Genomic DNA, 17,256 nt, shown 5'->3' with positions numbered 1-17,256 from the left:
CTACCAGGATTCCCCGGGATCCTCGCGCCTGACGGGCTTCCGGGGCGTTTCGGGGCGCTCGAAGGTGAGCAGGGAAGGGCGCCCCTTGTGCGCCTGCACCGTCTCGCACACGTCCACGCAGTCCCCGCAGTTGAAGCAGCCGGCGGAGAAACCCAGGTGGAGGTCCTTGGCCCGGGGGTCCACCTCCACGAAGCACGCCTTCAGGCAGGCCTGGCACGAGCCGCAGGCGCCCAGGTCCCCGGGCCGGAAGCGCGGGCGGAGCACCTTGGCCGGGTCCGCGGCGGAGGCCGCCATGGCCTGGCCCATGCCGTAGATGCAGACCATGCGGCAGAAGTGGAAGCGCACCAGGAAACCCGCCAGCCAGCTGGAAGCCAGGACGAGGGCCATCCACGCCCACAGCACCACCTGGCCCCGGTTGCCCAGGTCCAGGGGCGTAGAGAGTTCCCGGAGGATCCGGGCGGGGGGATAGAGGTAGGCAGCCAGGCTGGCGCCCAGGAGGAGCGGGGCCGCGACCAGGGTGGCCAGGGCCCCTGCCCTCAGGCCCAGGCGGTGCAGGGGGGATCGCCTCATCCACGCCGCCACCAGCCGGTTGGAGCCCCACCCGGCCGCCGTGCGGATCCCTTCGAAGAACTCCACCAGGCTCCCGTACGGGCAGGCCCACCCGCAGAACACCCGTCCCTTGAGGTAGGAAAGCAGCGCCAGGATCCACACCACCACCAGGAAGGGGATGATCATCCCCAGCACGTACGGCCACTCCAGGGGATAGGATGTGCCCAGGTACACCACCTGCGCCCCCGGCATGTCCAGGCGGAAAACCCCCAGCCAGGGCACCAGGGTCCCCAGGAAGAGGACCAGGATCTGCACGGAGCGCCGGGCCTTATGCCGGCGGGCGCTCATGTGCGGAGCCGGTTCAGGCGCAGCAGCCCGAACCCGAACAGGAGGAGCATGGGGCACAGGACGCCCCAGGCCGAGGGCAGGTCCCCCGCCTTGGCCGCGCCGCTGAACAGCGCCTGCAGGCCCATGAACACGAGGCCCGCCACCAGGCTGTAGCCCAGGGCCGCCCCCCGTCCGCCCCGAGGCGAAGGGAAGGCGTAGGGAAGCATGGCGAAGAGGAGGCAGGGTCCCGCAAGCCAGTTGAGGATCCGGCTCCAAATCAGTGTCGCTCTTTCAGGATCCGGTGCCCAGCGCTGCCACTGGAAGAGGTCCAGGGTCGCCGCGCTGTCCGCCGAAGCCGCGTCCCGCAGGGCCCGGCTGGGGAAGAGGCGGGAGGCCTGGGGACCCTCCTCGAAGGCCATGCCGCCCCAGGGAAGGCCCTCGGACTGCACGTCCCCCATCCGCCACTTGAGCAGGATGAAGGCCTCCCCGGGGGCCTTGAGGGGAAAACCCCAGCGGGCCGAACCGTCCAGGAACCACACGACCCCGGTGGAGCCGAGGTAGAGCCAAGGCTTGCTGGTGGCCGAGCGGGCGGGGCGCCCCAGGATCTGGCGGTAGAGGGGGTCCGCCCGGCGATAGGCGAAGGGCGCCAGGAAGGTCTGCAGCACCAGGGTCAGCACCAGCACGCTCCCCCAGGCCTTGAAGCCCGCCCGGCACCACTGGGCCAGACTGGTTCCGCCCGCCCGCAGGGCCACCCACTCCCGGGAGACCGCGGCATCCGAAAGGGCCAGCACGCCCCCCAGGAGGAACGCCAGGGGAAGCACCACCGACAGGAAGGGCGGCAGATTCCAGGCCCAGTATTTAAGGAAGACGAGGATCGAGACATGGTTGTGGGCCAGGTCGCCGGCCAGGGTCGCATATTCGATGAGCAGGCTCAGGGCCAGGAAGGTCCCCATGACGCCGCCCCAGTTCCTCCACCAGAGTCCCGCCGTCCAGGCGGCCAGGATCTCCCGCCGGGGCTGCCGCTTCCGCAGCGACGAAACCCATGAAACGGCTGTTTTCAAATACTTGGAAACAAAACCTAGACAGACTTCCGAGCCCTGGTGGCGCATCTCTTCCAGGCGGGTGACCGCCTTCACCGGCAGCAGCTGCACAAGGCGATTGGAATGGTGGGGCCTCAACTTCCGCCTGAGCAGGATGATCCCCGCCCCCAGGAAGATCCAGGGCAGGGCCACCAGGGCCAGCCGCGGAAAGAGTAGTTCGGATTTCGCGTATATAATTTGGCTTTCAAAGTACTTAAGGATCAAATAGTAGAGCAGGATCACCCCGAGGCTCTTCAGGATGGCGCCCCCGCGCTGGAATCGCGGGTGCCCCAGTCCCAGGGCGATGCCCAGCAGGAGCAGGGCGCAGGAAGCGATGGGAAGGGTGAACCGCCGGGTCAGTTCCACGGAAGCCTCGACGCCGGGGTTATCCAGCAGGTCCCGGGTGGACCGGAACCGCGCGCTGGTCGCATGGAGCAGCTTGGGGACCTCCGGAACCTTGATGGCGTACACATGTTCCTTTTCCTGGATGTGCACGATCCCGCCGTCCTTGCGGTGGTAGACGCAGCCATTAAGATCAATCATTTTTAGATTAATATTTGTCTTCTCAAGTCCCTTGTCGCCGGGTCCCCAGAGCAGGGACCGGGCCACCAGGTGCTGCACGCCCTCCCGATTGACCTCCATGAGGTGAACCTGGCCATCCGGCGCCATCCACACGGCATCGCCCGGGGAGGTGCTGGGAAACCAGGGGGGGGATCCGGGACGGAGGAACCGGGTGCGGGCCTCCTCGATCATGTTGGCCTGGGCGATGCGCTGGGTGCCGTTGGCCCAGGGCACCACGACGTGGGCGTTGAAGGTGGCCACCGCCAGGAGGATCCCAGCCAGGAGGAGCCAGGGCTTCACGATGGCCCGCATGCCTACGCCCAACCCTTGGGCGGCCACCATCTCGGAACCCTCGGACAGGTGCTGCATGCCCATGAGTCCCCCCAGCACCGCGGCCATGGGCAGCACCATGCCCAGGTTGTCCGGGACGCTGAGCAGGAGCAGGGGCACCACCCACCGGAAGGGCGCGCCCATGGAGAAGATCTCCTTGGACAGCCCCACGACCTCGTAGGCCATGAGCAGCCCGCCGTAGAACACGAGGGCTCCCAGGAAGGGCCAGGTCCAGCTTTTCAGGAGGTATTTGCCGATTGTCGAGCGCACGATCTAACTTTCGATAATGTATATTATGTAACCTTGGACCCAGACCGGTGAAGTTGAGAAACGTTCTCGCCGCTAGATGACCTTGGCGCCCAGGAGATCGTGGATGTGGAGGATGCCGGCCGCCTGGATCCCATCCTTCACCACCAGGAAGGTGATCTTCCGGGATTCCAGGATCCGGGCGGCTTCCTGGGCGAGGGTGTCCGGGGCGACGGCCACGGGGTTGGCGGTCATGATCGCCTGGGCCGACAGGTCCAGCGGATTGAGGTTCTGGCGCTGGGCCTTTTCCAGGGCGCGGCGGATGTCCCCGTCGCTGATGATCCCCATCAGGCGCTCCCCGTCCATGACCGTGGTCATGCCCAGCTTGCCGCCGGTCATGGCCGCCAGGGCGTCCACCAGGGAGGCGTCCTTGGCCACCCGCGGGAAGTCGGCGTGCATGAGGTCCCGGGTTTTCAGCAGCCGGGCCCCCAGGTTTCCGGCGGGGTGCAACTGGGCGAAGCGCTCGAGGGTGAACCCGGTGCGGGTCATGAAGTAGGCGGCCAGCAGATCGCCCCACAGGAGCTGGAGGGTCGTGGAAGCCATGGGGGCGAAATTCAGGGGGCACCCTTCCCCGTCCGGCAGTTCATAGGTGAAGCACCAGCCCGAAGCCGTCGCCAGGCGGCTCTCCCCGTTGGAGGTGATGGACGCGATGCCCACGCCCAGGCGCAGGAGGCTCGGCAGGAGCTTGAGCACCTCCTCGGTCTCGCCGCTGTTGCTGAGGATGAGCACGGTGTCCTGGGCGGTGATCATGCCCAGGTCCCCGTGGAGGGCGTCGGTGGGATGGATGTAGAAGCTGGGGCACCCGGTGGAGGCGAGGGTGGCGGAGATCTTCTGGGCGATGAGGCCGGACTTGCCGACTCCCGTGAGCACGAGCCGTCCCTGGCGTCCCGCCAGGTGGTCCGTGAAGGACTCCAGGCGCGCGGGATCCCAGCGGGCCTCCAGGGCCTCCATGGCCCGGCGGGTGGCGGTGATGACGTGCAACGCCGCCAGGGACGGGGCCTGGGGCCCGGTCTGGGATGAACCGGAACGTTGCGTCACCCTGCCCTCCTTGCGTTCTCGCACATCGCCCCATGGTAGCAGGGCGCGGCCGGGAGGCCCACGATGGGCGCAAACCCAGGTAGACTGGAGGTCTGAGGAAGGTGCGCCATGCTCAACATCACCGAAGTGCGGATCAACAAGGTGGACGGAGACGAGAAACTCCGTGCCTTCGCGGGGATGGTCCTGGACGATTGCTTCCTCGTGGGCGACCTGCGGGTCATGGAGAACGAAGAGGGCTACTACGTCACCATGCCCAGCAAGCGCAAGCGCGACGGCTCCTTCAAGGACATCGCCTACCCCCTGAACCCCGAGGCCAAGGAGTTCATCGAACGCAAGGTCCTCCTGGCCTACGAGGCCGCCACCGGAAACCGCACCATTTCCCGCATCGAAGAGGGCGAAACCACCACCGTCCGGGCCGACCTCCTGGGCGTGGAGGAGTTCGGGTTCACCCCCAAAGCCAACCCCTGACTGGACCCGCACCCCCCGCCCACGCTAGAATCCACTTCACCTGGGGAGTCGCCAAGTGGTAAGGCAGCAGGTTTTGATCCTGCCTATCGAGGGTTCGAATCCTTCCTCCCCAACCAAACGGGCCCCCCTGGGGCCCGTTTGCGTCGGGGAGGATGGATTCGAATCGCCAATGGCGCGAAGGTAGGGCAAGGCGGGCGCTCCCTGCGCGGGCGCCGGGGTTCGCCGAGAAAAGATCTTCTTCTTTCGTCGGCGATCCTCGGCGTCTTCGGCGCCTCGGCGACAAGGCCCTTCGATGGCGTTTGCCGGATCCACCGGGTAGCAGGTCGGCAGCAGCAGACATCTGGCAACGAGAGCCCAAGGGACCATAATTAGATTAATCGTAAAATGGTCTGGACCAAAATACGATATGCGCGATAATGGAACCATGGTCAATCGCCCTCGATTCTACACCACGGTTCTTCAGGAGCACTTCCAGCGCAACCGCCAGATGGCCTGGGTGAGCGGGTCACGGCAAGTCGGCAAGACCACGGCCTGTCGGGAATCGGGTGGGATCTACCTCAATTGGGACAACCAGGACGACCGCCGGATACTCCTGAAGGGACCGGGAGCCCTCGCTGAGCACCTGGAATTGGACCGCCTCCGGACTGCGCCTGTCCGGGTCGTGCTCGATGAACTCCACAAGGATTCCAAGTGGAAGAGTCTTCTGAAGGGCTTTTTCGATACCTATGGGGAACGCGTCCAGGTATTGGTTACCGGGAGTTCCCGCCTGGACGTGTTCCGGCGCGGAGGCGACAGCCTCATGGGCCGGTACTTGCTCTACCGCATGCATCCATGGTCCGTGGCTGAATGCGTTCGGACCGACATTCCGGAACAGGAAATCCGGCCTCCGGTGGCCATTCCGGCGGAGGACTGGGAGGCCTTGCTTTTGCACGGAGGGTTTCCCGAGCCCTTCCTGCGCCGGGATATGCGGTTCACGCGCCGGTGGCGCTCCTTGCGGATGGATCAACTCGGCAAGGAGGATCTCCGGGAGGTAACCCGCGTCCAGGACCTGGGTGCCATGGAAACGCTGATGCGGGTGCTGGCCGAACGAAGCGGCCAGCAGCTCGTCTATGCCAACCTCGCCGGGGACCTGGGCGTAGCCGTGGATACGATCCGACGGTGGATCGACCTCCTGGGCCGGCTTCACTACGGATTCCTGGTGAGGCCCTGGTTCGCCAACGTCGCCAAAGCCCTTCGCAAGGAACCGAAGTGGTTTCTTCGCGATTGGAGTGGGCTTGCGGACGATGGCGCACGGGCCGAAACGCTGGTGGCTTGCCATCTTCTGAAGGCGGTGGAAGGATGGTCCGACCTCGGATTCGGGGATTTCGAACTGCGTTACCTGCGGGACAAGCAGAAGCGCGAGGTGGATTTCCTGGTCGTCAAGGATCAGAAGCCCTGGTTCCTGGTGGAAGTGAAGACGAGCGACACCCGGCTGTCGTCCTCGCTTGCCCATTTCCAGGGCCAGACGACGGCTCCATTCGCTTTCCAGGCTGTTCTCAACCTGCCCTTCGAGGATGTGGACTGCTTCACTACGCATCAACCGGTCGTGGTGCCTGCTCGGACGTTGTTGAGCCAGTTGCTCTGAACTAAACGGAGGCGACGGATCCGTATCTCGCGCGCTATTCGAGATGGTCGCCCTTGAAGACCGCGTAGAGCTTCTGGAGGTGGTCGGTGAGGGGGCCCTTGGCGCCGCCGCACAGGACGGTGTCGTCCACCTGGATCACGGGCATCACCTCGGAGACGGTGCTTGAGATGAAGTTCTCATCGGCGGTGGCGAAGTCCTGGAGATAAAGGCGCTCCTCACGCACCTCCATGCCGTCCTGGCGGGCCAGGTCCATGACGCAGTGGCGGGTGGTGCCGGGCAGGATGTTGTCCAGGGTGGGGGTGCGCAGGACGCCGTCCTTGATGCAGAAGATGGAGGAGCTGGGGCCTTCGGTGAGGTAGGGGCCCCGGGCGTCCTCCCGGAAGAACAGGGCCTCGAAGGCCCCCTTCTCCTTGGCGTGCTGCTTGCCCAGGACGTTGGACAGGAGGTTGATGGTCTTGAGGTGGCAGTAGCCGCCGCGGGTGTCGGGGAAGGTGACGGTCTTCACGCCCACGCTCCAGCAGTTCTCGGGCATCTTGCGCAGGGGGATGAGGACGATGAAGAACGTCGGGCGCACGCCTTCGGGGAACGTATGGTAGCGGGGGGCCTCGCCCCGGGTGATCTCCAGGTACAGTTCGCCGTCCCGGACGCCGTTGCGCCGGGAGAGCTCCCGGCAGGCCTCCAGCAGCTCGGCGTTGGAATAGGGGAAATCCATGCGCAGCGCGGCGGCGCTTTCACGCATGCGGCCGATGTGCTTGGCGAACATCAGGAACCGGCCGTCCACGCAGCGGATCACTTCGAACAACCCGTCCCCGAAGCACAGGCCCCGGTCCTGGATGCTCAGGAGCTTGTCGGTCTCCTCGTGGAACTCCCCGTTGAAGAAGATCTGACGGCCCATGCGGCGCTCCCATGTGTGAGGTGATAAAAATGTTACTCCTCAAAGGCCGCATGAAAAATAATTATCATAAAAAAAGCCCCCCGGGGGATCGGGGGGCGCGGGGGAGGAAGGCAGACCTACTTGGGTACGGTGGCGATCACGTATTCCGAGATCTCCCGCTCGCACTCCGCCGGGGTGTCCAGGAACTCCACGCCGGCGGTGATCCACTGGCTCTTGGGTCCGGCGGCGTCCTCGTGCCAGGCCACCTTGCCCTTCAGGGAGTATTTCTTGGCGTCGGAGTGGAAGAGGATCATGTTCTCCAGCAAGGGCTTGCCCTTGAGGTAGGGGGCCGAGCCGATGGGCAGCCTGAGGCAGCACCCGTGGGTGCCGATGTTGGCCACCTGGACCTTGCGGAAGTCCTTGCCGCCCAGGTTGAACTGGGTGGTGTAGTCGGTGACGAGGGACGTGCGGGAATGCTTTCGCTTTTCCATGGAATCCTCCTGGATGCACGCAGTTACGACAGACCCTCCCGGCTTGCCGGCGGGGAGCGTCAACGGTGGAACAGGAGCTTAGATGTCCTCCGCCACCCCCTGTGACCGGAGGCGGCGACAATTCCCGGGGCCCGGATCAGAGGATGTCCAGCAGCTCCACGTCGAACACCAGCATCCCCGCGGGCATCCCCTTCTCGCCCCGGTAGGCCAGTTTCTCGGGCACCCAGAGCCGGGCCTTGCCGCCGGGGGAGAGCAGCGGGATGGCCTCGGTCCAGCCGCGGATGACCTGGTCCAGGGCGAAGGTGGCGGGCTGGCCGGTCTTCCAGGAGCTGTCGAACATGCGGCCGTCGGTGGTCCACCCGGTGTAGTGCACCCGGACCCGGCTCTTGAAGGTGGGGTGGGCCCCCTTCCCTTCCCTGAGCATCTGCAGGGCCAGGCCTGAGCCGAGGAGGCGGGCGCCTTCGCCCGGACCAGCCACGTCTTCAGGGGCCTTGAAGGGGGATGGGCCCGTCTCCAGCAGGTCCAGGTCCATCACCAGGGTTCCGCCCGGGCGGCCCAGGGCAGGAGGAATCCAGAACCGCCGCTTCTCGCCGGCGTGCATGAGCTGGAGCCCTTCGGCCATCCCCTTCATGAGCCTTGGCACGGGCCGGGTGAAGGGGCCGTCGTGGCGGGCGGTGGAATCCATCACCTTGCCCTCCGGATCCCAGAGGGTGTACTCCACGGTCACCAGATCCTCGGGGCCCGGCTGCGCGCCGGCGCCGGGACGCAGCACCACCGAGGCCAGGCCCGAAGCCGTCACCGCGGCCTGGGCGGGGGCCGCGCGTTCCGCGGGGGCGGGCGGCACCGGGAACCGGTCCGCGGCGGAAAGCAGGGCGCAGGAGAGGAGGAGGAGGAGGGCAGGACGTCGCATGAATGCCATGCTCTCCTGGCCGGGGGGCGGGAGGCAAGCTTGACAGGTTCCAGAATTTATTGAGAATGAGACTCATGCCGCTGTCCACCCTTCTCCTTCCCCTGGCCGTCCTGGCTGCCCCCGCCGGGACCCTGGACCGGGAGGTCCTCTCCATGGGCACGCGCCTGGGCATCCACCTGGAAGGACCTGGGGCCGTGGAGGCTTCGGGCCGGATCCTGCGGGAGCTGGATCGCATCGAGCGCGCCTGCTCCACCTGGGATCCCGCCACCCCCTGGAGCCGGCTCAACGCCGCCAAGGGCGCGCCGGTGGACCTGGACGCCGAATGGCTGGCACTGCTGGGCGAGGCCCAGGCCTGGAGCCGGCGCACCGGAGGCGCGTTCGATCCGGTGATGGGGCGGCTCCTGGCGGCCTGGGGCATCCGGTCCGGGGAACGGGTCCCTTCGCCCGGAGAGCTGGATCGGGCCCGGCGGGCTTCGGGCAGCGCCCTCCTGGATCTGGGCCCCGGCCGCGCGCGGCTGCTGGATCCGGAGGCGGCGCTGGAGGAAGGCGGCTTCCTGAAGGGGTACGCCCTGGACGCGGCCCGGCGCGCGGCGGCCGGAACCACCGGGTGGCTGGATTTCGGAGGGCAGATCCTCACCTGGGGCGCCCCGCGGGAGGTGGCGGTGGCCGATGCGGACGACCGCCGGGCCACCCGGCTCAAGCGGTTGCTCCCGGACGGCATGTCCCTCGCGGCCAGCGGCTGTGCGGAGCGGGGCCGGCACATCCTGGACCCGGCCACGGGCCGGCCCTGCCTGGACTGGGGGTCGGTGGCCGTTGCGGCGGGGTCGGGGCTGGAGGCGGACGTGCTCTCCACCGCCCTCTACGTCATGGGGCCGGACCGGGGCCTGCGGTGGGCGTCCGAGCACGGCACGGCGGCGGCCTTCCTGCTCCACGGCGGCGAGGTGCGTGAAACCCGGGCCTTCGCGGCCCTGAAGGCGAGGTGATCCCGTGCGCCGGCTCCTGTTCGTCCTCGCCCTGCCCCTTTCCGCCGCCCTGCCCTCCCAGAAGGAGGCCCTGGCCCTGGCCTTTCCCGGCGCCGCGGTGACCCGTCGGGAGAACCCGCCCGCCTTCGAGGCCCGCAGCGGCGGCCGGCTGGTGGGGGTGGCCTTCTTCGACACGCACCGGGTGCGGGCCCAGACGGAGACGGCCATGATGGCCCTCGGTGCCGACGGGCGGGTCCTGCGGGTGGAGGTGGTGGCCTTCTCCGAACCGCCCGAGTACCTGGCCCGGGCCGCCTGGCTGCGCCAGTTCGACGGCCGGGGCGACGACGTGGCCCTGGGACGGACCATCAAGCCCCTGGCCGGTTCCACCCTCACGGCCACGGCCCTGACCGACGCGGTCAAGCGCGCCCGGGCCCAGTTCCTGGCGCTCTACGGCGCGCCGAAATGAATCCCCTGGAGCGGTGGAGCCTCCACCTTTCGGCCGCGGGGATGGCCCTCACCGGCCTGCTGTACGGCTGGCTCAAGTACTTCCACCAGCGCGCGGGGGAATTCGGTCCCGAGCCCTACCGGCTGCAGGGCTGGAGCCAGCACGCCCACGTGTTCCTGGGGCCGGTGCTGGTGTTCACCCTGGGGGTGATGGTGCGGGGGCACGTGGTGCCGTCCCTGCGTTCGGGGACCCGCCGGGGGCGCCGGTCCGGGCTCGGGGTGGCGGCGGTCCTGGCCCCCATGGTGATGGCGGGCTACGGCATGCAGATCTGTGTGGATCCGGCCTGGCGCACCGCCCTGGCCTGGGTCCACGGTCCGTCGTCGCTGCTGTTCCTGGCCGCCTACGGCTTCCATCTCCTGGGGCGGGCCCGCCGGGCGCGCTTTGACCGGAAGGTGGGACGAAGGGTCGGGCAGGATTACCTGGTTAAGGAAGATGAAACGCTCCTCGCCGCCGGCTCCCGGGAGGCCTCGCGATTCCACGTTTAATGGATTGCATGGGAGGGCCCTCGAGTTCATCCTGCCCCTGTCTCTCGCCCCACCCTTCCAACACGGCACCCTGCCCCAGCCTTGCCTTTCCTCCCTGGCCGCCCAGGAGCCAGCATGAGCCGGCACTCCTCCCTCCAATTCCGCCTGTCGATCTGGTTCGGGCTGGTCATGGGAACGGTGTGCGCGATGCTGATCGGCTATTTCGCCTGGGTCACCCGGGCGGAATCCCTGGACAAGGCCCGGGGCATCCTCCTGGCCTCCGCACACCGCGAGGCCGGACGCCTTGAAGGCCAGCTGAACAAGGCGATGGATGTGGCCCGGGTCGTGGCCCAGTCCCTTGGCGCCCTTACCCAGGCGCCGGGGAGCGGCTCGAGGGCCGAGGCCCACACCCTGATGCGCAGCATCCTGGAACAGAATCCCGATTTCCTCGACCTGTTCTCGGTGTGGGAACCCGATGCCTTCGACGGATCCGATGCCCGGTTCGCCGGGAAGCCGGGGCATGACCGCACGGGGAGATTCATTCCGGTGTGGAACCGGGCCCAGGACGGCTCCATCCAATGTGAGCCCGCCCAGTTCTACGACACCCCTGGCAAGGGCGACTATTACCTCCTTCCGCTCAGGTCCGGGCGGGAATGCCTGCTGGAGCCGTACGAATATCCCCTTCGCGGCGAGAAGGTCTTCATGACGTCGCTGGTGGTGCCGATCCTCCGCCAGGGCCGTTCCGTAGGCATCGTGGGGGTGGACTACCGCCTGGGCTACCTCCAGCACCTGGCGGATCAGGTCCACCTGTACGGCGGGGCGGGCCAGCTGTACATCCTCTCCCAGGGCGGCGTGGTCGCCGGTGCCACCGGCCAGGCGGAACGGGTGGGTCACACCCAGGAGGCGGGCCAGGCGTTCTCCCTGCCAGGCGGAGGGGCCCGGGAAGGGGTGTTCACGTCCCGGGGGTCCATTCTCGCCTTCACCACCATCCAGGTCGGGTCCGCTGCGGAACGCTGGACCGTGGTCCTGACGGTGCCCAGCCACCTCACCACCGCGGAGGCCGATCGGAGGATCGCCCTGCTGGTGGCGGGGGCATCGGCCTTCTGCCTACTGGGGATCGTGGCTTCGCTCCTTCTGATCCGGCACAAGGTCGTCCGGAACATCCAGCGGTTGACCCAGGCCACGGAAGACCTTGCCCTCGGCGCCGAGCCGGACGACCTGGACATCCCGGGCAAGGACGAGCTGCACCGGTTGGCCGTGGCGTTCAACCTCATGACCCGGCGCATCGCCGCGTCCGTGAGGGCGCTCAAGGACAGCGAGAACCTGCGCCGGGAGGCGATCGATTATTCGGTCCATTTCTTCTCCGTGCTCTCGCCCGGAGGGGATCTGGAATTCGCGAACCGGACCGCCCTGGAAGCGATCGGCGCACCCCTGGAATCGGTGGCCGGCCGCCCCTTCTGGGACCTGGCCTGGTGGTCCCATTCGGAGGAGGCCCAGGCCATGATCCGCCGCGGCGTGGCCGAGGCGGTGGGGGGCACCGTCTTCCACAGCAAGGCCAGCTACCTTGGCGAGGGCGGCCAGCTCAAGAAGGCCGACTTCTTCATCTCGCCGCTCAGGGACAGCCAAGGGCAGATCACCCACCTCCTGGCGGAGGGCCGGGACGTGACCGAGGAACTCCTGATGAGGGAGGCCCTGGAGGCGAGCGAGGCGAGGTACCGCCAGATCGTCGAGGATTCCCCCATCGGCGTCTTCCGTCTGCGGCTGGATGGCCCCTTCGAGTTTTCCAACCGGGTGACCCTGCGTCAATTTGAATGCGACTCCCTGGAGCAACTGAACGAGCGGTATGGAAATCCCGCCGCCCGGTGGCCTTCCCTCGACGCCTATGCCGACTACAAGAAGGAGATCCTGGCCACCGGCAAAGTCATGGGCCGCGAGGTGGCCGTGCGGCTCGTGGACGGGAAACCCAAGTTCCACGCCATCTTTGCCTACCTGGACCGGGACCAGGGCCTGATCAGCGGGTTCCTGGTGGACATCACGGAGCGGAAGCGCCTTTCCGAGCAGCTGGCCCAGGCCCAGAAGATGGAGGCCATCGGGCAACTGGCGGGCGGCGTAGCCCATGACTTCAACAATTCCCTTGCCGGGATCATCGGGGCCGCGGAGGTCCTGCGGTATGAAGCGGGTGCCGTCGAGAAACGGGAAAACCTGCTGGATCTCATCATCCTTGCCGCGGAACGGGCGGGCAAGTTGACCCAGAAGCTCCTGGCCTTTTCCCGCAAGGCGCCCAAGGCCAGCTCGCCGGTGGATGTCCTTGCCATCGTGAAGGACGTCACGGAGATCCTCGCGAGGACCCTCGACAGGAACATCCAGATCCGGGTCGATGCCCAGGCGGCGAACACCTGGGTCGTGGGAGACGATGCCCTGCTCCAGAACGCCTTCCTGAACCTGGGGATCAACGCGGGCCACGCCATGCCCGCGGGTGGAGCCCTTGGGTTCAAGCTCATGACCCGGACCCTCGACGGCGCCTTTTGCGACGCGGTGCCCTTCGACCTGGCGCCCGGCGATTTCCTGGAAATAGAGGTCCGGGATACGGGGACGGGCATGAGCCCGGAGGTGAGGGACCGGATATTCGAACCCTTCTTCACCACCAAGGAACAGGGCAAAGGCACCGGGCTCGGCCTGTCAGCCGTCTACGGCAGCGTCCAGGATCACCATGGCGCCATCACGGTGGATTCCGAGCCGGGACGGGGCACGACCTTCCACATCTACCTGCCCCTGGCCTCCCGGGACCAGGTGACCCCCGCCGCCACGGCCCTGCCCGAGGAGGGCACGGGCACCCTGCTGTTCATCGATGACGACGACCTCCTTCGCGTCACCGGCAGGGCGATGCTGGAGCGGCTCGGCTACACCGTCTTCACCGCGGAGGACGGGCGTGCGGGCATCGAACTCTTCCGGGCGAGGAAGGGCCAGATCGACCTGATCCTCCTGGACATGATCATGCCCGCCATGGGAGGGCGGGAAGCGCTCGCCCGGATCCGGGACCTGGACCCGGACATACCCGTCGTCATGTGCTCAGGGTTCTCCAAGGGGGACGACCTCGCCAACCTCGGGGAATACGCCCTCGCGGGTTTCCTCCACAAGCCGTTCCGCGGGGTCGAGCTGGCCCAGGTGGTGGCCCGGGCGCTGCGTCGCTAGCCCTGGGCGCCCAGGCGGCCCAGGACGTGGTGGAACAGCATGTCCAGGGCGGTGGTGTTCTCCACGCCCACGGGGACGATGAGGTCGGCCCACCGCTTGCTGGGCTCCACGAATTCCAGGTGCATGGGACGCACGGAGTTGAGGTACTGGTCGATGACGCTTTCGATGGAGCGGCCGCGCTCGGCGGTGTCGCGCTGGATGCGGCGCAGGATCCGGATGTCGGCGTCGGTGTCCACGAAGATCTTCACGTCCATCTGGTCGCGCAGTTCGGGCAGCGCGAACAGCAGCAGGCCCTCGAGCACCACCACCTGGCCGGGGTACAGGGGCTCCTCCCAGCCCACCCGGTCGGAGGTCTTGAAATCATAGATGGGCTTGCGGATGGGCAGGCCCTGGCCCAGGGCCTTGAGGTGGGAGGCCATGAGTTCCAGGTCGAAGGCGTGGGGATGGTCCCAGTTGATGGGACCGCCGTGGAAGCGGGCCTTCACCACCTCCAGGGGGGCGTAGTAGGCGTCCATGTCCAGCAGGAGGGCATCCACCTTCTCTTCGCCCATGCGGCGCAGGAGCGCGTTGGCGATGGAGGTCTTGCCGCTGCCGGAGCCGCCGACGATGCCGAAAAGTAGGGTCTTGTTTTCCACGGAATTCACTCCTTGCCCATCCCCCACACCAGGACGGAACCGTCATTGAGCTTCAGCCCCGCCGGCCGGGCGCGTCGGATCCGCAGGGATCCGGCGGGGGCGAGGGTCTTCTTCTTCAGGTCGAGGATTTCCACCGTGCCCGAGGGGGCGTCGGGGGAACCCCCGCCCACCACCAGGGCCCGGGCCCTGTCCAGGGGCACCACGGCGGCTCCCGGGCGATCGGGCACCGCGGGGCCCGCGGGCGCGGGGCGCAGGGCGGCAAGGAGCGGCTGCAGGTCCTCCCGCCATCCCAGGGGGGTCAGGTTGCCGGTGCGGGGATCCACCAGATCCACAACGTCCCCCAGGGCCAGGACCCGGCCGTCGGGCAGGAGCCCCAGGCCCGCCGTGCCCTCCCGCAGGGTGCCGACCACGGCGCCCTGGCGGGTGCGGGGGTCCCAGCGGTCCAGGGGATCGCCGAAGGCGGGGGCCCCCAGCACCAGGACGCCTCCGTCCTTGAGGGGCACCAGCACCGGTCCCAGGTAGCCGTTGGCCAGGCGCGGGCCGGGAACGGCCGCGGCCAGGTTCAGGGGATCGGAGCAGGCCAGGAGGCGCCGGCCCCGCTCGGGCAGGTAGAAGCCGCCCGCCAGGGCGGGGCTGGGGTTGCCCTGCAGGTCCAGGACGGGGCCGCGGGTGACCGTTTCCTTGGCCGGATCCAGGATTTCCATTTCGTTCACGGGCACGTCCGGGTCCAGGCCCACGCCCGCCCACAGGCACACCCGGCCGTCGGCGAGCAGGGTCGCCTGGTGGCGCGCCCGGGGCTGGGGGATCTGGGACCAGGACGTGAGCGAGGACCAGCGGGGATTGTAGACCTCCACGGGAAGGCTGGGGCCGGATGCGGCCGCGCGGCCACGCACCGCCGCCTCGGAGGGCCAGCCGCCGGTGATGGCCACCCGGCCGTCCTTCAGGCGCACCAGGCGGAAGAAGTTCCGGGGACGGGCCAGGGTGCCCCTGTGGGAAGGGCTCTTCCGCCCGTCCCAGGTGAACAGGGCCCCGGACGCGCCGTCCACCAGGAGCACGCGGTCGTCCATTTCCACGGCGTCCGCGCACAGGGCGAAGGCGGCGCCCCCGGGCAGGGGCTGGAAGGCCGCGGCGCCCGGTTCCAGTACTTCCGCGGGGGCCGGGGCTTCGGTGCCGCCCAGGACCAGCACGCGGCCGTCCTTCAGGGCCAGGGCCCGGTGTCCCTGGCGGGAGCGGGTCAGGGGCGGACCCGGGCTGAAGCGGTTGGTGGCGGGGTCGAACCATTCGGTGGTGGGGCCCTTGAGGGTGCCGCCGGTGATGAGCACGCGGCCGTCCGGCATGGGGGTGGCCTGGAAATCCGTGCGGGATTCCCGGAATGCCCCCACGGAGCGGCCCCTGCCGGTGGCGGGGTCCACGCGCTCGGCGGCGCTGCCTGCGGACGGAACGGACGGGTCGCCCTTCGCGGCGGACGCCGGGGCCTTGGCGGCGGACGCCGGGGCCTTGGCGGCGGACGCCGGGGCCTTGGCGGCCCTGGGGGCCTTGGGGGGCCGGGGTTTCACGGCGCCCGGCGCCAGGACCAGGGCCAGGCTGAGTGCGGTTGCGGGCACCATGGTCAGGCCACGGGGCGGTAGATGTTGTCCCGCTGCCAGGGCTCGAAGCCCGCGCCGCGGATCATGCGTTCCATCTCCTCCCGGTTCACCGAGTAGCAGGTGCCCGCGGCGCTCACCACGTTCTCCTCCAGCATGAGGCTGCCCATGTCGTCGCAGCCGTAGTGGAGGGCCATCTGCCCGGTCTTGCGGCCCATGGTGACCCAGGAGCTCTGCATGTGGGGGATGTTGTCCAGGTAGATGCGGGCGATGGCGATGGTGCGCAGGTATTCGGCGTCGGTGGGCCTGGGCACCTTGCCCTCCCAGGGGGTGTGGCCGCTCTGGAAGGGCCAGGCCGCGAAGGCCGTGTGGCCGCCCCCGTTGGCCCGGGCCAGGGCCCGGTCCTGCTGCTCCCGCAGCACCCGGAAGTGCTCCACCCGCTCGGCCAGGGTCTCGGTGATGCCGAACATCATGGTGCCGGTGGTCTTCATGCCCACGGCGTGGGCGGCCTCCATGACCTCCAGCCACTTCTCCGGGCCGCCCTTGAGGGGGGCGATGCGCTTGCGCACCCGCTCCACCAGGACCTCGGCGCCGCCGCCGGGGATGCTCCCCAGGCCCGCGTCGCGCAGGTCCATGATCGTCTTTTCCAGGGACTGGCCGCTGAGCCTGGCCATCATCTGGATCTCCACCGGGCTGAACCCGTGCACCCAGATGCCCAGGGAGCGCAGGTACGAGCACAGCTCCAGGTAGTAGCTCCAGGGCAGGTCGGGATTCACGCCGCCCTGCAGGAGGAAGCCCGTGCCGCCCACGGCCTTGGTTTCCTCGGCCTTCTGGCGCAGCTGCTCGCGGGTGAGGAGGTAGCCGTCGCGGCTGCCGGGCTTGTGGTAGAAGGCGCAGAAGGTGCAGTAGACGTTGCACACGTCCGTGTAGTTCACGTTCCGGTCCACCACGAAGCTCACCCGGGCGGGGTCGTTCAGGCGCCTGCGGACGCTGGAGGCCGCCGCGGAGAGGTCCGGGAGGCTGGCGTCCTCGAAAAGGCGCAGGGCCTCCGCTTCGTCGATGCGCCGGCCCGCCATCACCGCCTGCAGGATGGACGAGGTGCTCGCTGCCTGGGTTTCCATGGCTATACCTTGTAGCCCATCACGGCCAGGCAGCGCCTGCACACGCATTCCTGGCCTTCCACGGCGTGGGCGAAGGCCTCCAGCGGGTACTCGTTCCGGCACTTCTGGCAGACCTGCTTGGGGACTTCCTGCTTTTCCGCTGCGGGCGTGGCGGGCACTGCTTCGGCCATGCGTTCCTCCATCGCAGCCAGGATACCATCCCGACCGGATCCAGCCATGCCGCGCCTTCCGGACTAA

16 protein-coding genes and 1 tRNA gene are annotated in these 17,256 nt (G+C 68.2%); 7 read left to right on the top strand and 10 right to left on the bottom strand.

From position 1 onward, the window contains the following. The 3 genes from ACZ5LB_RS04845 to ACZ5LB_RS04835 form a co-directional block, all read right to left on the bottom strand. Positions 1-897 carry a 4Fe-4S binding protein gene (locus ACZ5LB_RS04845; RefSeq protein ID WP_464604992.1) on the bottom strand — a complete coding sequence of 299 codons (897 nt, stop codon included), beginning with the start codon at positions 895-897 and terminating at the stop codon, positions 1-3. After that, a complete protein-coding gene (locus ACZ5LB_RS04840; RefSeq protein ID WP_464604990.1) occupies positions 894-3,116 on the bottom strand; it encodes an LptF/LptG family permease in 2,223 nt (740 codons plus the stop codon). Before ACZ5LB_RS04840 ends, ACZ5LB_RS04845 begins: the two co-directional genes overlap by 4 nt. A gap of 72 nt (positions 3,117-3,188) precedes the next feature. Beyond that, on the bottom strand, positions 3,189-4,190 hold the full coding sequence (locus ACZ5LB_RS04835; RefSeq protein WP_464604989.1) for a KpsF/GutQ family sugar-phosphate isomerase: 1,002 nt from the start codon (positions 4,188-4,190) through the stop codon (positions 3,189-3,191). A 108-nt stretch (positions 4,191-4,298) separates the two neighbouring features. Here ACZ5LB_RS04835 and ACZ5LB_RS04830 point away from each other — a divergent pair, with 108 nt between their 5' ends. From ACZ5LB_RS04830 to ACZ5LB_RS04820, 3 genes are all read left to right on the top strand, one after another. Next, positions 4,299-4,658: a septation protein SpoVG family protein gene (locus tag ACZ5LB_RS04830; protein WP_464604988.1), complete on the top strand. Its 360-nt coding sequence runs from the start codon at positions 4,299-4,301 to the stop codon at positions 4,656-4,658. A 41-nt stretch (positions 4,659-4,699) separates the two neighbouring features. After that, positions 4,700-4,774, top strand: a tRNA-Gln gene (locus ACZ5LB_RS04825). Between the two features lie 308 nt (positions 4,775-5,082). Then, a complete protein-coding gene (locus ACZ5LB_RS04820) occupies positions 5,083-6,282 on the top strand; it encodes an ATP-binding protein (RefSeq protein ID WP_464604987.1) in 1,200 nt (399 codons plus the stop codon). 34 nt (positions 6,283-6,316) lie between these two features. On the opposite strand, the gene ACZ5LB_RS04815 is transcribed toward ACZ5LB_RS04820, so the two are convergent. From ACZ5LB_RS04815 to ACZ5LB_RS04805, 3 genes are all read right to left on the bottom strand, one after another. Beyond that, entirely contained in the window at positions 6,317-7,177 is an 861-nt protein-coding gene (locus ACZ5LB_RS04815; RefSeq protein ID WP_464604986.1) for an aminotransferase class IV, read from the bottom strand. A gap of 116 nt (positions 7,178-7,293) precedes the next feature. Beyond that, positions 7,294-7,647, bottom strand: coding sequence for a PilZ domain-containing protein (locus ACZ5LB_RS04810; protein ID WP_464604985.1), 354 nt, complete (start codon positions 7,645-7,647; stop codon positions 7,294-7,296). A 136-nt stretch (positions 7,648-7,783) separates the two neighbouring features. Beyond that, complete coding sequence (locus ACZ5LB_RS04805) at positions 7,784-8,557, bottom strand: FKBP-type peptidyl-prolyl cis-trans isomerase (RefSeq protein ID WP_464604984.1); 774 nt, start codon at positions 8,555-8,557, stop codon at positions 7,784-7,786. A 74-nt stretch (positions 8,558-8,631) separates the two neighbouring features. Between ACZ5LB_RS04805 and ACZ5LB_RS04800 the strand changes: the two genes are divergently transcribed. From ACZ5LB_RS04800 to ACZ5LB_RS04785, 4 genes are all read left to right on the top strand, one after another. Beyond that, the gene (locus tag ACZ5LB_RS04800) at positions 8,632-9,540 is read left to right on the top strand and encodes an FAD:protein FMN transferase (protein ID WP_464604983.1); all 909 of its coding nucleotides are present in this window, start codon (positions 8,632-8,634) and stop codon (positions 9,538-9,540) included. A 4-nt stretch (positions 9,541-9,544) separates the two neighbouring features. Then, entirely contained in the window at positions 9,545-9,985 is a 441-nt protein-coding gene (locus tag ACZ5LB_RS04795) for an FMN-binding protein (protein ID WP_464604982.1), read from the top strand. Further along, a complete protein-coding gene (locus ACZ5LB_RS04790; protein ID WP_464604981.1) occupies positions 9,982-10,509 on the top strand; it encodes a hypothetical protein in 528 nt (175 codons plus the stop codon). The genes ACZ5LB_RS04795 and ACZ5LB_RS04790 overlap by 4 nt, the downstream gene beginning before the upstream one ends. A gap of 114 nt (positions 10,510-10,623) precedes the next feature. Continuing rightward, a complete protein-coding gene (locus ACZ5LB_RS04785) occupies positions 10,624-13,680 on the top strand; it encodes an ATP-binding protein (RefSeq protein ID WP_464604980.1) in 3,057 nt (1,018 codons plus the stop codon). On the opposite strand, the gene udk is transcribed toward ACZ5LB_RS04785, so the two are convergent. The 4 genes from udk to ACZ5LB_RS04765 are packed head-to-tail and all read right to left on the bottom strand — an operon-like array spanning position 13,677 to position 17,189. Next, entirely contained in the window at positions 13,677-14,315 is a 639-nt protein-coding gene (gene udk, locus ACZ5LB_RS04780) for a uridine kinase (RefSeq protein WP_464604979.1), read from the bottom strand. The two genes, ACZ5LB_RS04785 and udk, sit on opposite strands and share 4 nt — an antisense overlap. Before the next feature lie 5 nt (positions 14,316-14,320). Then, entirely contained in the window at positions 14,321-15,922 is a 1,602-nt protein-coding gene (locus tag ACZ5LB_RS04775) for a Kelch repeat-containing protein (protein ID WP_464604978.1), read from the bottom strand. A 2-nt stretch (positions 15,923-15,924) separates the two neighbouring features. Then, positions 15,925-17,019: a CofH family radical SAM protein gene (locus tag ACZ5LB_RS04770; RefSeq protein ID WP_464604977.1), complete on the bottom strand. Its 1,095-nt coding sequence runs from the start codon at positions 17,017-17,019 to the stop codon at positions 15,925-15,927. Positions 17,020-17,021: 2 nt separating this feature from the next. Continuing rightward, positions 17,022-17,189, bottom strand: a complete 168-nt coding sequence (locus ACZ5LB_RS04765; protein WP_464604976.1) for a hypothetical protein — start codon at positions 17,187-17,189, stop codon at positions 17,022-17,024. Positions 17,190-17,256 lie beyond the last annotated feature (67 nt).

The sequence above is a fragment of the Mesoterricola sp. MK458 genome (assembly GCF_055384935.1).
The sequence above is the reverse complement of the archived record's forward strand: the minus strand, read 5'-3'. Positions and strand labels throughout refer to the sequence as shown.

Coding starts and splice junctions, on each gene's coding strand:
- ACZ5LB_RS04790 (WP_464604981.1), top strand. CDS start 9,982: ATGAATCCCCTGGAGCGGTGGAGCCTCCACCTTTCGGCCGCGGGGATG.
- ACZ5LB_RS04830 (WP_464604988.1), top strand. CDS start 4,299: ATGCTCAACATCACCGAAGTGCGGATCAACAAGGTGGACGGAGACGAG.
- ACZ5LB_RS04765 (WP_464604976.1), bottom strand. CDS start 17,189: ATGGCCGAAGCAGTGCCCGCCACGCCCGCAGCGGAAAAGCAGGAAGTC.
- ACZ5LB_RS04815 (WP_464604986.1), bottom strand. CDS start 7,177: ATGGGCCGTCAGATCTTCTTCAACGGGGAGTTCCACGAGGAGACCGAC.
- ACZ5LB_RS04805 (WP_464604984.1), bottom strand. CDS start 8,557: ATGCGACGTCCTGCCCTCCTCCTCCTCCTCTCCTGCGCCCTGCTTTCC.
- ACZ5LB_RS04770 (WP_464604977.1), bottom strand. CDS start 17,019: ATGGAAACCCAGGCAGCGAGCACCTCGTCCATCCTGCAGGCGGTGATG.
- ACZ5LB_RS04820 (WP_464604987.1), top strand. CDS start 5,083: ATGGTCAATCGCCCTCGATTCTACACCACGGTTCTTCAGGAGCACTTC.
- ACZ5LB_RS04845 (WP_464604992.1), bottom strand. CDS start 897: ATGAGCGCCCGCCGGCATAAGGCCCGGCGCTCCGTGCAGATCCTGGTC.
- ACZ5LB_RS04785 (WP_464604980.1), top strand. CDS start 10,624: ATGAGCCGGCACTCCTCCCTCCAATTCCGCCTGTCGATCTGGTTCGGG.
- ACZ5LB_RS04800 (WP_464604983.1), top strand. CDS start 8,632: ATGCCGCTGTCCACCCTTCTCCTTCCCCTGGCCGTCCTGGCTGCCCCC.
- ACZ5LB_RS04775 (WP_464604978.1), bottom strand. CDS start 15,922: ATGGTGCCCGCAACCGCACTCAGCCTGGCCCTGGTCCTGGCGCCGGGC.
- ACZ5LB_RS04810 (WP_464604985.1), bottom strand. CDS start 7,647: ATGGAAAAGCGAAAGCATTCCCGCACGTCCCTCGTCACCGACTACACC.